Here is a 14,025-nt window from a genome sequence, read left to right as displayed (position 1 = left end):
CTAGCTCGTATTATGCTGTTGTTGATTCAGATTCTTGACGTTTCTTTTTAACTGCATTGACTAACACTGTTAATGCATCTTTCACTTCATCTTCTTTACGTGTTTTTAGACCACAGTCTGGGTTAACCCAGAATAGAGAACGGTCAATTTGTTGTAATGAACGATTAATTGCAGTGGTAATCTCTTCTTCGGTTGGAATACGTGGACTGTGAATATCGTAAACACCTAATCCAATTCCTAAATCATAATTAATATCTTCGAAATCTTGAATTAAGTCTCCGTGACTACGAGAAGTTTCAATAGAAATAACGTCTGCATCTAAATCATGGATGGCATGAATGATTTGTCCAAATTGAGAATAGCACATATGTGTATGAATTTGTGTTTCATCATGCACAGATGATGTTGCTAATTTAAATGAATGTACAGCATCTTCTAAATATTGTTCGTGATATTCAGAACGTAGAGGTAAGCCTTCACGCAACGCTGGTTCGTCAACTTGAATGACTTTGATACCTGCTTCTTCTAAAGCTAACACTTCTTCATCAATGGCTAAGGCAATTTGATCTTGAACAACCTTTCTAGGTACATCTACGCGTTCAAATGACCAGTTTAGAATAGTAACTGGACCTGTAAGCATACCTTTTACTGGTTTGTCAGTTAAGCTTTGCGCGTATACTGTTTCTTTTACAGTAAGTGGAGCAGTCCACTTCACATCTCCATATATAACTGGTGGTTTAACTGCACGAGAACCGTAAGACTGTACCCAACCGAATTTTGTTACTAGGAAACCTTGAAGTTTTTCCCCAAAAAATTCAACCATGTCGTTACGTTCAAACTCACCGTGTACAAGTACGTCTAAACCAATATCTTCTTGGATTTTAATCCAACGAGCGATTTCATTTTGTAAAAATTCTTGATACTCAGCGTCTGTAATGCGATTATTTTTCCAATCTGCTCTAAATTTACGGACTTCACGAGTTTGAGGGAATGAACCAATCGTAGTCGTAGGTAAATCTGGTAAATTTAGACGTTGGTTTTGTAATTGCTTGCGTTTAGCAAATGGTGATTTACGATGTGTCGGTACACTTTCAAAATCGTATTCAAGATTTTTAAATGATTGACTTTGGAAGCGTTCATAACGAGCTTTGTAATGTTCATATTTTGACGGGTCATCATCATTAAACAAGCGACGCAATGCATCTAATTCATCTAACTTTTCAGTAGCAAAACTTAATCCTTCTGCAATAGATTCATCAAGTGTTTCATCATCTAGTGATACTGGAACATGTAGAAGTGATGATGAGGGTTGAATGACTAACTGTTGTGTGTGTTGTTGTAATGTTTCGATTAGTTGTTTTTTCGCTTCAATATCAGCAGCCCATACATTTCGGCCATCAATGATTCCTGCATAAAGTGCTTTACTTTGATCGAAATCACCAGCTTCAATTTGTTTTAAGTTATAGCCGTTATCGTGTACCAAATCTAATCCTAAACCGCTTACTGGTAATGAACTTAAGAATTTTAAGTGAACACGTTCAAAGTAAGTTTGAATAACGAGGTATTTTCCTAAACCTTCATCTGAGAAATAGTCGTATGCTTTTCTAGTAATGTCTTCATAACTTTCGCTATCATCAGTCACTAGAATAGGCTCGTCAATTTGAATATACTCAGCACCTGCATCTACAAGTGACTGTAAAACTTCTTTATATAAAGGAAGTAATGTTTCAACTTTTTCCTCGAACGATTGATGACCACCTTTTGATAATTTTACAAATGTGATAGGACCAACAATTACAGGATGCGCATTTACATTAATTGATTGTGCATATTTAAAACGTTCTAATAACGTATTTTTTTCAACTTTAGGTTCTACGTTGTCCCATTCAGGTACAATGTAGTGATAGTTGGTGTTAAACCATTTAATAAGTGCACTTGCAACATGCTCTTTGTTACCACGAGCAATATCAAATAATAAATCATCATTGACTTCGCGTCCTTGGAAACGTTCAGGGATAATATTGAACAATAAAGACGTATCTAAAATATGATCATATAAAGAGAAATCTCCAACTGGAATGCTATCAAGATGATAATTTTTCTGAAGTAAAAGATTTTCTTTGTGTAAATCAGTCAGTGTTTGATCTAATTCTGCTTTGTCAATTTTATGTGCCCAATAATTTTCAATTGCTTTTTTCCATTCTCTTTTTCTACCTAATCTTGGGAATCCTAAGTTTGAAGTTTTAATTGTTGTCATAATATTGCCTCCTTGTTGGCAGTGATTGATTTAGAGTATGCTGCGAGTTCCAACGAATAATCTACCTTTTGGAAAGGTGTAATAATGTACAGACCGTTGAAGTATTCGTGTACTGTATCAATGAGTTCTTTAGAAAGTCTTAAACTTAATTCTTTAGTCTTTTCTTTATCATCTTTAACAGCTTTGAATTGGTTAAGTACATCGTCTGACATTTTGATGCCGGGCACTTCATTATGTAAGAAAAGTGCGTTGTTATAACTTGCGATTGGCATGATACCTATGAAGAAAGGTGTATTTAAATGTTTTGTTTCTTCATATACTTGAATAATTTTTTCTTTACTATAAACGGGTTGAGTTATGAAATAACTCATGCCACTTGCTACTTTCTTTTCAAGTCGTTTAATGGCTCCATCTAATTTTCGTACGTTAGGATCAAACGCACCAGCGATGTTAAAGTTAGTATGTTTCTTCAGCGCATCGCCGTCAGTGTTAATACCTTTGTTAAATCTTAGTGCAAGTTCTGTAAGGCCTTTTGAGTTCACATCATAGACATTTGTAGCTCCGGGTAAATGACCTACTTTAGAAGGATCTCCGGTAATAGCCAGTATTTCATTGACACCAATGAGTGATAAACCTAGAAGATGAGACTGTAATCCTATTAAATTACGGTCACGACATGTTACATGTACAAGAGGCTCAATATCGTAGCGTTGTTTGATTAAACTTGCCGCTGCGATGTTACTTACTCTTACGGTAGCTAACGAATTATCCGCCAATGTAACAGCATCTATGCCAGCTTCATCTAATTTGCCTACATTATCGAAAAATGTATCAGTATCCAAATGTTTGGGTGTATCAAGTTCTACGATGACTGTTGGGCCATTTTTAACTTTAGAAGTAAGGTTTTGTTTAAGAACTCGCGCTTGCTTTTGAGATGAAGCTTTATTAATAGGGATTACCTTTTTATCTTTAACGGGTTTTAAATGTTTAACTGCTGATTTAATATAGCGAATGTGTTCAGGTGTTGTGCCACAACAACCACCTATCAATCTGACTCCCTCATTAATTAATTCTTGAGCTATATCTCCGAAATATTGAGCATTATCACTATATTTGAATTCACTATTCTCGATATCTAATAAACTCGCGTTTGGATAACACGATAAATACGCATGTTTAGGAAGTTCTATATGTGAAAATGATCGTTGCATATGGTGTGGGCCATGGTGACAATTTAATCCAACTACATTGGCGCCACATTCAACTACGTATTTCAATGCCTCATTAATTTCAGTGCCATCAACTAAGTAATTCGTATTTGAAGCGGTGAGTTGAGCGATGATTGGAATATCGTATTTTTGTCGTGTGGCAGTGACGATGCGAGTTAATTCATCTAAATCGTAATAAGTTTCAAATAAAAGGGCATCTACACCTTCATCAATTAATGTATCGATTTGAAGTTCTGTATGATATTGAATTGTTGAAAGACTGATATCCTCTTGCCGGACGCCTCTAAATCCACCTACCGTTCCAAGTATAATTGTGTCCTCATTTGCTGCACGTTTGGCAATTTGAACTGCAGCTTGGTGAATTTCTTTAACTTTATGTTCAAGACCAAAGGACTTTAATTTTTCAAAGTTGGCACCATACGTATTCGTTTGAATGACGTCTGCACCAGCTTCGATATAAGAACGATGAATCCGCTCGACCTTATCTGGATGAGTAAGGTTGTAGGCTTCCGGACAAGTATCAAGTCCTTCCGAGTAGAATATTGTTCCAATAGCGCCATCAGCTACTAAAACGTTGCTCTTTAATTGGTTCAGTAAATGACTCATTGAAAGCCTCCTTTAAAGCGTAGTTAAAATCTGCGATGAGTTCTTCTGGATTCTCAAGACCTACACTTAAACGGAATAACCCGAAAGTGATGCCACGTTCACGTCTCACATCTTCTGGCACTGCTGCATGAGACATTGTTGCGGGATGTGATAGGATAGTTTCTACACCACCGAGACTCACTGATACAAGCGGTAAAGTAAGAGAATCGACGAACTTTTGTGCTTTAGATTCATCTTTAAGTCGGAAACCTATCACTGCACCTCCAGTTGAAGCTTGCTTGAGGTGTGTAGGATTATTTCCTGGGTAATACACCTCAGAAATCTCCTCTCTTTGACTCAAAAATTGAACAAGACGTTCAGCATTATGAACAGATTGTTTAAAACGAACTGGTAATGTTTTAAGATGTTTTGCAAGTGCCCAACTATCATAAGCAGAAAGGGCTGTGCCCGTGCCGTTCTGTAATAAGTACAATGCATTTGCAACCTCTCTATTATTAGTAATTGCTGCACCTGCGATTAAATCGCTATGTCCACCTAGAAATTTAGTTGCACTATGAATAACTATGTCAGCGCCTAGTGCTAAAGGTGATTGACCCAAAGGTGTCATAAACGTATTATCAACAGCTAATAGTAACTTATGTTCCTTTGCTAGCGTTGCTACAGCATGAATATCTGTAATTTTGAAAAGTGGATTTGAAGGTGTCTCTACATAGATGAGTTTTGTGTTTGATTGAATAGCTTCAGCGATATGATCTATATGTGTGGCGTTAACTGTAGTAAATTCAATATTGAATCGATTGAGTATTTGTTCAGTTAATCTAAATGTCCCCCCGTAAACATCATCAGGTAAAACAACATGATCCCCTGCGTTTAATGTGAGTAAAACGGCTGAAATTGCGGCAATGCCTGAAGCATAAGCAAATGCATATTTACCACCTTCTAAGCGTGCCAGTTTCTCTTCAAGTAAAGTTCGGTTAGGGTTACCACTTCGTGCGTAATCATATTGACTCTCACCACCTAACACTTTTTGATGGAACGTAGATGAATCGTAAAGTGGTGGGTTAGCTGAGTCGTAGTCTTTACCTCTACGTACATCGAATATTACTTCTGTTTCTTTAGATAAACTCATGAAATCACTCCTACTTTAGAATTCTCTAATGCTTGAATTATGTCAGCTTCTATATCGTTATAATCTTCTATACCTACGGATAATCTGATGAGATATTCATCAATGCCACGTTTGTCTTTTTCCTCATCTGGCATATCCACGTGTGTTTGTGTATAAGGGAAGGTGATAAATGTTTCTGTACCACCTAAACTTTCTGCGAATATGCAAATATCTAAATTTTCTAAAAATTTAGCGACACTATATGCTTGGTTCAGTCTTAAACTAAGCATGCCTGTTCGTCCGCTATATAAAACTTCATCAATTGAATCTGACTGGCGACATCGTTGTGCGAGTTTTTGAGCGTTTTCTTGGGAACGCTCTATGCGAAGATGTAATGTCTTTAAACCTCTTTGTAAAAGATAACTATCAAGAGGTGATAGCGTTGCTCCAATCATATTATGGAATTGATTCAATTGTTCAGCTAATTGAGCATCTTTAACAGTTACAACTCCAGCTAACACATCGTTATGTCCGCCAATGTATTTTGTTGCTGAATGCAGAACGATATCTGCACCTTCTTCGAGTGGTGTCGAAAGATAAGGTGTTAAAAAAGTGTTGTCGATAATTGTTAACAGTTGATGTTTTTTGCTAAGGATATAATATGGTTCTACATCAATTTCAATCATTTGCGGATTTGAGATTGGTTCAATAAATAATGCTCTAGTTTGTGGCGTGATATTTTTTTCCACTTCTTCATAATTTAAAAAGTCTACATATTTAAACTTCAATCCATATTGTTTTTCGTAAAAATCGAATAACCGAAACGTTCCACCATAAAGGTCAAATGCAACGAGAATTTCATCACCTGGTTTGAATATATTGCATATTAACTGAATCGCTGCCATACCACTGGAAGTAGCAAATGAAGCAATGCCTTTTTCAAGCTGTGCAAAAGCTTCTTCAAAGGCTGTTCTTGTTGGGTTTTTCGTTCGTGTATAATCATAGCCTGTTGATTCACCTAGGTGAGGATGCTGATATGCAGTAGATAAATATATTGGATTGGCAATTGCGCCAGTGTGATCTTGTGTTAAAGCAATTTGAGCTAAATCTGTATCCTTCATAGCTAGCTCCTCCTATTCAGTAAAAATAAAAAAGCTTCCGTCCTTTAGACCCGAATGATTCGGATGTAAAGGACGAAAGCTTAAACTTCGCGGTACCACCTTTGTTTGCTACTTTATTACTAAAGTAACCTCAATCAGTACGCCATAGTGTTAAAACAGTATACTGAAAATAGCTGATACACAATTTTCTTATCGTAACATCATTAAATAAAACAAAAACTCATTTAATCCATATGTGAATAAATGAGTATTAACGATAAATTGTGACGTATAAAATTTCCAGTACGCCATTTAACATCAATGTTAATACTGTATCGCTATAACGGGCGAACCCGTTGATACCTCATATTGGCATCAACACTCCAAGGCCATTTTCAAACTTTCTTTCAATGCCTTCTCTCAGCGTGTGAAGACTCTCTGTATAAGCAGTGTAAGTTTTACTTTCCTTTTTACAGTGTGTAAAATGTTTTTAAATTGTTAATACATAGATTACATAGTTTGAATTTATTTGTCAATGATTTTTCTGAAAATTTTGATTTAACTATTAATTTATTATCAGAAATACATCTGAAAATATATGACGTAATAAGCTTCATATTAAGCCGTTAGTATTAATTTGAAAGGCTTGTATTATTGGATTGAACTTTTTTAAAATAAGGAATGAATCAATGAGGATTGATTATTCATTAGAGGTACTTAAACTAAGATAGAAAGATGTGGAAAAGAGATGGCATATACAGATGATCAGAGGTTGAAAATGAATAATGATGATAGTGTGCAATTTATTGCACTAGAATTAATTAGACCTAATCCTTATCAGCCACGTAAGACGTTTGAAGAAGAACGACTCAATGATTTAGCTTCATCAATTCAACAACATGGTATACTACAGCCTATTGTATTACGTCAAACTGTTCAAGGTTACTATATTGTTGTGGGTGAGCGACGATTTAGAGCATCTAAGTTGGCAGGATTAACAGAAGTGCCAGCTATTATTAAAGAACTATCTGATGAAGATATGATGGAATTGGCAATTATTGAAAATTTACAGAGAGAAGATTTAAATGCCATTGAAGAAGCAGAAAGTTATAAAAAAATGATGACAGATTTGAACATTACCCAACAAGAAGTTGCGAGACGATTAGGTAAGTCACGTCCTTATATTGCCAATATGCTTAGATTATTACAATTACCTAAAAATGTTGCTCAAATGGTTCAACACGGGGTGTTATCTAGTGCTCATGGGCGTACGTTATTAACTTTGAAAGACGCCAGTAAAATAAAAAAGACGGCAAAAAAAGCTGCTCAGGAGTCTTGGAGTGTAAGGTATTTAGAGGAGTATGTCAATGGTTTAGTCAGTAAAGACATCTCAATGAAACTTGACAAAGAGACTAAGGGAAGTAAACCGAAAATGATTCAACAGCAGGAAAGATTTTTAAAAAAGCAATATGGTACGAAAGTAGATATTTCGACATCAAAAAATGTTGGAAAAATCACATTTGAATTTAAATCTGAAGCAGAATTCAAACGCTTGATTCGTCAACTTAATAAAGATTATATGGAATATTAAAAGTTTAGCCCTCTATAAACAGGAAGCATATACATAGTTTTATAAATATCCCTCAAAAGGATAGTATTTTAAAACCATAGACGTATTATCTAAATGAATAAATTAAGTTATAATAAATGAATTATGAAAAAAAATGAAAAGGAGGGCATATTATATATGAATCAACTAAAACATATTTTATCTTCATTGTTCGAACCTTTAACAAAGGTTGAAACATATGAAAATTTAATTACTAAAGTAATAATGATTTTAATTTATATCCTTGTAGCGATTGTTGTTATAGCAATTTTGAATAAGATTATTGAGCAAGCATTTAAAATTCAAAATAAAAGTAAAAAAGGGAATAAAAAGCGTTCAAAAACACTGATTTCTCTTGTACAAAACATAGTAAAATATATCGTATGGTTTGTTGTTATCACAACAATTTTAAGTAAGTTTGGTATTAGCGTCGAAGGTATTATTGCTAGTGCTGGAGTTGTAGGTATTGCGGTTGGTTTCGGTGCGCAAACGATAGTGAAAGATATTATTACAGGTTTCTTTATTATCTTTGAAAATCAATTTGATGTGGGTGACTATGTTAAAATTAATAGTTCAGGAACTACGGTAGCAGAAGGTACTGTGAAATCTATTGGTTTAAGATCAACGCGAATTAATACAATTTCAGGAGAACTGACTATTTTACCTAATGGTAGCATGGGTGAAATTACGAACTTTTCAATTACAAATGGGACTGCTATTGTAGAACTACCAGTATCAGTTGATGAAAATATAGATCAAGTTGAAAAGAAACTCAATCGTTTATTTGTTTCTTTACGCAGTAAATATTACTTATTTGTCAGCGATCCAGTTGTTGATGGCATTGATGCGATAGAATCTAATAAGGTTACTATACGAATTTCAGCAGAAACAATTCCTGGTGAAGGATTTTCAGGCGCTCGTATTATTCGTAAAGAAACTCAAAAAATGTTTAGACAAGAAGGTATTCGCATGCCACAACCAGTCATTTCAAATTATAATGAAGGAAAAAGCTAATCATCATTGGAGGTCATTTCATGACGTCAAAGTATGGAATAAATGATATAGTAGAAATGAAAAAACCACATGCATGTGGAACAAATCGTTTTAAGATTATTAGAATGGGCGCTGATATTCGTATTAAATGTGAACATTGTCAGCGCAGTGTCATGATTCCACGGCAAGTGTTTAATAAGAAAATGAAAAAAGTTCTTGAATTTCATCAAGACAAAGAAAGTAAGGAGAATGAATAATGGCTTTAACAGCAGGTATCGTAGGTTTGCCTAACGTAGGTAAGTCTACCCTATTTAATGCAATTACTAAAGCTGGCGCATTAGCAGCAAACTATCCCTTCGCAACGATTGATCCCAATGTTGGTATCGTTGAAGTGCCAGATTCACGTTTAATAAAATTAGAAGAAATGGTCCAACCTAAAAAAACAATTCCTACTACTTTTGAGTTTACTGATATTGCAGGTATTGTTAAGGGTGCATCTAAGGGCGAAGGTTTAGGAAATAAATTTCTTTCACATATTCGTGAAGTAGATGCTATATGTCAGGTGGTTCGTGCGTTTGACGATGAGAATGTTACACATGTATCAGGGCGTGTTAATCCGCTTGATGACATAGAAGTCATTAATATGGAACTTGTTTTAGCAGATTTAGAATCTGTTGAAAAACGTTTACCGAAAATAGAGAAGATGGCTCGCCAAAAAGATAAAACAGCTGAGATGGAATTACGTATATTAACACAAATTAAAGAAGCGTTAGAAGACGGTAAACCAGTACGCAGTATTGATTTCAATGAAGATGATCAAAAGTGGGTTAATCAAGCTCAGTTATTAACATCTAAGAAAATGTTATACATTGCTAATGTTGGTGAAGATGAAATTGGAGATAAAGATAATGATAAAGTGAAAGCAATCCGTGAATATGCAGCAAACGAAGATTCAGAAGTTATCGTTATTAGTGCAAAAATTGAGGAAGAAATCGCCACATTAGATGATGAAGATAAAGAAATGTTCTTAGAAGATTTAGGCATTGAAGAACCAGGTTTAGACAGACTCATTAGAACAACATATGATTTGTTAGGTTTATCTACTTACTTTACTGCCGGTGTGCAAGAAGTGCGTGCTTGGACATTTAAACAAGGAATGACTGCACCACAATGTGCTGGAATTATTCACACCGATTTCGAACGTGGTTTTATTCGTGCAGAGGTAACAAGCTATGATGATTATGTACAACATGGTGGCGAAAATGGTGCTAAAGAAGCGGGAAGACAACGTTTAGAAGGTAAAGATTACATCATGCAAGATGGGGATATTGTTCATTTCCGTTTTAATGTTTAACTTAAAGCATGTATTTATATTAATGAGGCACTCTAAAATTAGAAGCAAATTCTAGTTTTAGGGTGTTTTTTTGATAATAAAATTGAAAATTAGGAGATAAATTAATCTGCATACTACAATGACAACTATTAATGAGGCGATCATTTGTAGTTAGGAAATAGAATCATTGATTAATAGAGCAATGAAGCTTTCCATTAAACTTTCATTGCTCTTATGTAAGGATTCCAAATTCTTAAAAAAATGGAATGATTTTACTTGCTTTAATGATGTCTTGTGTACTAAAAAATTGTTTGCCCTCACCAGTGTATGCGGGTTCAAGAACTAAATTTGCTTTAGCGCAGTATAGCCATTCTGGGTGAATGCCACTATTTAAGATATCTTGAAACTCTTGGAAATCTTTATTCCAATCTAAATTTAATCTCATGAAAAACACCTCATATGTATTTTAGAACAAATGTTCGTTAAAGTGAAGTGTTTTTGTTCGTATGTGTTCGTGTTTATGAAGTGAACCAAGACGAATTCACATTTTCGTCAATGTAATTTGCATCGACATTTTGATTTAATTCAGGAGAGTAGTAACTATCTGTATATTGCCATAGCACTTTCTCTCGGTTTGGTTCCTTAGCTTGATATGCTGCTAACCAGTAGCCATCATAAGAACTGACAGCATTTGATGCATGATTTAACATGAAGTTTTCATATGAATAAAAAAGGATCTTCTTGTTTCCAGCAAGCTTTCTCATTTCGTTTGCCCATGCTTGTGTAGCTGTTTCATCATCTCCGGATGTAACGGTTTGTTCTTCATAATCATTGATGTAAAAGGCGGCTTTGGGGGCACGTTGAGATAAAGTGTTAGCTTCATAACGTGCATCTTTTGGACTTTCGTACATGCTATAAGAGTACACGCCGTATTTCATTTTATTTTGTTCTAATAATGCTGCATTTTTTTCAAAAGTCTTATCAACGTATTCTGAACCGTACTGTGCTCTTAAAATAATAAAATCATAATTTTTCTTTAGTTGTTTTATTTGTTCGTTAGTTAAAAGTCCTTGCCATTCAGAAATATCTAAGACTCTTTCACCATTATTTGTTTCAGTCATATTAGATTCAGCAGAGAAAGTAGAACGATTTTGTGTTTTATGAGGTTGCTTTTTAGGATGGTCTTTTAAGTATTGTTGATAGCCATACCCCATTGTACCTTTTTCGCTTACAGAAGATGAAGACGCTTGTGCTTGAGTATCTATAAAATTAAGGCTAGTAGCTAAAATTGAAAGTGAAATGATAGAGTAAGAAAATTTCTTTAACATAAACGACTCCTTTATAATGAATTTAGTATTAAGTGCAATTATATGAAATATAATTTTGATGTTATTATAACTAAAATAAAGTATCAACTATCTATTAAGTAACATTAATATAATTTGAATATAAAGTAACGTATAACATAAATAGGATGATTGCGTTTGAACAACGAGGGAAGTCTCAGAGGAGTCTTAAACCAATAATCTGTATTGATATTTTCAAAAATAAATAATGCTCATCAATATTTAAGGGTAAGATTCATCTGAAATTGATTGTAAAAAGTAAAGCTCTATGCTATAATTCTTTTCTGTGAGTAATGAAAATTATTCCTTGCTTATCACTTTAAATGTTGATAAGCCGTATAGACCACAAGGAGGTGCAAATAAACTATGAGAACATATGAAATTATGTATATCGTACGTCCTAACATTGAAGAGGATGCTAAAAAAGCGTTAGTTGAACGTTTCAATGGTATCTTAGCTTCAGAAGGATCAGAAGTTTTAGAAGAAAAAGACTGGGGTAAACGTCGCCTAGCTTATGAAATCAATGATTTCAAAGAAGGTTTCTATAACATCGTACGTATTAAAACTGATAACAATAAATCAACTGACGAATTCCAACGTTTAGCTAAGATTAATGACGATATCATTCGTTACATCGTTATCCGTGAAGACCAAGATAAGTAATAATTTAGATGGGGGCGTTTAAATGTTAAATCGAGTTGTATTAGTAGGTCGTCTAACGAAAGATCCAGAATACAGAACCACACCCTCAGGCGTAAGTGTAGCGACATTTACTCTAGCAGTTAATCGTACTTTCACGAATGCTCAAGGGGAACGCGAAGCTGACTTTATTAACTGTGTAGTCTTCCGTAGACAAGCAGAAAATGTAAATAACTACTTGTCTAAAGGTAGTTTAGCTGGCGTTGATGGTCGCATACAATCACGTAGTTATGAAAATCAAGAAGGTCGTCGTATTTTTGTTACTGAAGTCGTATGTGATAGTGTTCAATTCCTTGAACCTAAAAACGCACAACAAGGTGGCCAACGTTCACAGAACAATAATTTCCAAGACTACGGTCAAGGATTTGGTGGTCAGCAATCAGGACAAAATACGTCTTACAACAACAATAATTCATCAAACTCAAATCAGTCGGATAATCCGTTTGCAAATGCTAATGGACCGATTGATATCAGTGATGATGATTTACCATTCTAATAATGAACGAATAAAATAAAATGAGTCAAAGGAGGCAGTTAACCATGGCAGGTGGACCAAGAAGAGGCGGACGTCGTCGTAAAAAAGTATGCTATTTCACAGCAAATGGTATTACACACATCGACTATAAAGACACTGAATTATTAAAACGTTTTATCTCAGAACGTGGTAAAATTTTACCACGTCGTGTAACAGGCACTTCAGCGAAATATCAACGTATGTTGACTACAGCTATCAAACGTGCTCGTCATATGGCTTTATTACCATATGTTAAAGAAGAACAATAATAGATTATTTATTGTAAAACCCCGTAAGTATAGGCTTACGGGGTTGTTTTTGTGTTTTGGAATATTTGAAAAGGGCGGGAATTTGAAAGCTAGATTTTTAGATACATATCCTTTGACGATATTTTTCAGTGATGTTATGAGATTGAATCCCAAAATGAGTTAAGATTATGCGTTGTAAAGTGGTTTAAAACGGAACATCTTAGTTTATTATATTTACCTTCCTAAAACTACGTCATTAATTTATTTTTTAAAGCATTTGATAAGGTACGTTGAAAAAATGGGTTAGGTGCATGACATCTTTAAATATTGATTCATGATAATGACTTACCATTCCCAAATTTGAAGTGGTTTGTTATGCGTGCCATTTTTCTTGTTAAGTTGAGTAGTTAATTCTTCAATCTCTATATGTCTTTTAGTTCTTAAGTTATATAAAATATGTAAATTTATGTGCCACATCTTCTATTCATGATGAAAGTATCTACGTTGACATCAAGATGTCATTTTATCAATTAGCATATCTAAAGGGTTATACTTTGAAGTTGTAGCACCATCATTAAAATTTAATGTTTGTAATTTTGTTTTTTATTAGAAAGCATGTTTAGAATAGCTGATAATATAGTACAGATGATTGTAACCATGATTAGTGTCGTTACTACATAGACTTGATTACTTTGAATATTAAAACCTATTTCAAAATGACCTTGTAAGTGTCCTTTTATAAAAAAGTTAAGTGTAATGATAGTGAGAATTGCTAAAAATGAAAGGAAACCTATAATTTGTATAATTTGGTTAATACGTTGAAATTTATTTTTATGTTGCATGTAAAATACCTACTTTAAATATTTTTAGAAATAGTTCATTTTAGTCATCTTCAATAGCTTAACACAATAGGATTGAGGTTGATAATAATAAATATTGAAAAAATAAAAGCAAAATAGCTTTTATCAGTAAAATAAAAATTT

14 protein-coding genes and 1 pseudogene are annotated in these 14,025 nt (G+C 34.2%); 7 read left to right on the top strand and 8 right to left on the bottom strand.

Annotated features, from left to right (window positions below; all coding sequences use genetic code 11):
* Nucleotides 1-10: 10 nt before the first annotated feature.
* The 4 genes from metE to ACVBFA_RS02005 are packed head-to-tail and all read right to left on the bottom strand — an operon-like array spanning nucleotide 11 to nucleotide 6,321.
* Nucleotides 11-2,257 carry a 5-methyltetrahydropteroyltriglutamate--homocysteine S-methyltransferase gene (metE, locus tag ACVBFA_RS02020; RefSeq protein WP_070845774.1) on the bottom strand — a complete coding sequence of 749 codons (2,247 nt, stop codon included), beginning with the start codon at nucleotides 2,255-2,257 and terminating at the stop codon, nucleotides 11-13.
* The gene (locus ACVBFA_RS02015; protein WP_002458619.1) at nucleotides 2,254-4,092 is read right to left on the bottom strand and encodes a bifunctional homocysteine S-methyltransferase/methylenetetrahydrofolate reductase; all 1,839 of its coding nucleotides are present in this window, start codon (nucleotides 4,090-4,092) and stop codon (nucleotides 2,254-2,256) included. The genes metE and ACVBFA_RS02015 overlap by 4 nt, the downstream gene beginning before the upstream one ends.
* The gene (gene metC, locus ACVBFA_RS02010) at nucleotides 4,046-5,221 is read right to left on the bottom strand and encodes a cystathionine beta-lyase MetC (protein WP_002447674.1); all 1,176 of its coding nucleotides are present in this window, start codon (nucleotides 5,219-5,221) and stop codon (nucleotides 4,046-4,048) included. The genes ACVBFA_RS02015 and metC overlap by 47 nt, the downstream gene beginning before the upstream one ends.
* Nucleotides 5,218-6,321, bottom strand: a complete 1,104-nt coding sequence (locus tag ACVBFA_RS02005) for a PLP-dependent transferase (protein WP_002447675.1) — start codon at nucleotides 6,319-6,321, stop codon at nucleotides 5,218-5,220. The genes metC and ACVBFA_RS02005 overlap by 4 nt, the downstream gene beginning before the upstream one ends.
* Before the next feature lie 727 nt (nucleotides 6,322-7,048).
* Here ACVBFA_RS02005 and ACVBFA_RS02000 point away from each other — a divergent pair.
* From ACVBFA_RS02000 to ychF, 4 genes are all read left to right on the top strand, one after another.
* Nucleotides 7,049-7,891, top strand: a complete 843-nt coding sequence (locus ACVBFA_RS02000; protein ID WP_002447676.1) for a ParB/RepB/Spo0J family partition protein — start codon at nucleotides 7,049-7,051, stop codon at nucleotides 7,889-7,891.
* A gap of 156 nt (nucleotides 7,892-8,047) precedes the next feature.
* On the top strand, nucleotides 8,048-8,923 hold the full coding sequence (locus tag ACVBFA_RS01995; protein ID WP_002458618.1) for a mechanosensitive ion channel family protein: 876 nt from the start codon (nucleotides 8,048-8,050) through the stop codon (nucleotides 8,921-8,923).
* Between the two features lie 20 nt (nucleotides 8,924-8,943).
* A complete protein-coding gene (locus tag ACVBFA_RS01990; RefSeq protein WP_002447678.1) occupies nucleotides 8,944-9,159 on the top strand; it encodes a DUF951 domain-containing protein in 216 nt (71 codons plus the stop codon).
* Entirely contained in the window at nucleotides 9,159-10,256 is a 1,098-nt protein-coding gene (ychF, locus tag ACVBFA_RS01985; RefSeq protein ID WP_002447679.1) for a redox-regulated ATPase YchF, read from the top strand. Before ACVBFA_RS01990 ends, ychF begins: the two co-directional genes overlap by 1 nt.
* 232 nt (nucleotides 10,257-10,488) lie before the next feature.
* Here the strand turns inward: ychF and ACVBFA_RS01980 are convergent, their stop codons facing one another.
* Together ACVBFA_RS01980 and ACVBFA_RS01975 are read right to left on the bottom strand one after the other, a co-directional pair.
* Nucleotides 10,489-10,680 (bottom strand): hypothetical protein, encoded by a 192-nt coding sequence (locus ACVBFA_RS01980; protein ID WP_001831355.1) that lies wholly within the window; start codon nucleotides 10,678-10,680, stop codon nucleotides 10,489-10,491.
* A gap of 73 nt (nucleotides 10,681-10,753) precedes the next feature.
* A complete protein-coding gene (locus ACVBFA_RS01975; protein WP_126122229.1) occupies nucleotides 10,754-11,563 on the bottom strand; it encodes a GH25 family lysozyme in 810 nt (269 codons plus the stop codon).
* A 384-nt stretch (nucleotides 11,564-11,947) separates the two neighbouring features.
* Between ACVBFA_RS01975 and rpsF the strand changes: the two genes are divergently transcribed.
* From rpsF to rpsR, 3 genes are read left to right on the top strand one after another with little or no spacing between them, the layout of a single operon-like run.
* Nucleotides 11,948-12,244 (top strand): 30S ribosomal protein S6, encoded by a 297-nt coding sequence (rpsF, locus tag ACVBFA_RS01970; protein WP_001831345.1) that lies wholly within the window; start codon nucleotides 11,948-11,950, stop codon nucleotides 12,242-12,244.
* A gap of 22 nt (nucleotides 12,245-12,266) precedes the next feature.
* Entirely contained in the window at nucleotides 12,267-12,776 is a 510-nt protein-coding gene (gene ssb, locus ACVBFA_RS01965) for a single-stranded DNA-binding protein (protein WP_002447681.1), read from the top strand.
* 44 nt (nucleotides 12,777-12,820) lie between these two features.
* Nucleotides 12,821-13,063: a 30S ribosomal protein S18 gene (rpsR, locus tag ACVBFA_RS01960; RefSeq protein ID WP_001831354.1), complete on the top strand. Its 243-nt coding sequence runs from the start codon at nucleotides 12,821-12,823 to the stop codon at nucleotides 13,061-13,063.
* 247 nt (nucleotides 13,064-13,310) lie between these two features.
* Here rpsR and ACVBFA_RS01955 read toward each other — a convergent pair.
* Nucleotides 13,311-13,510 (bottom strand): annotated as a pseudogene (locus ACVBFA_RS01955) (XRE family transcriptional regulator).
* Nucleotides 13,511-13,623: 113 nt separating this feature from the next.
* Nucleotides 13,624-13,884, bottom strand: coding sequence for a hypothetical protein (locus tag ACVBFA_RS01950; protein ID WP_002458611.1), 261 nt, complete (start codon nucleotides 13,882-13,884; stop codon nucleotides 13,624-13,626).
* Nucleotides 13,885-14,025 lie beyond the last annotated feature (141 nt).

This window comes from Staphylococcus sp. MSU001, assembly GCF_052976705.1.
This window is presented reverse-complemented; position numbering and strand designations above follow the sequence as displayed.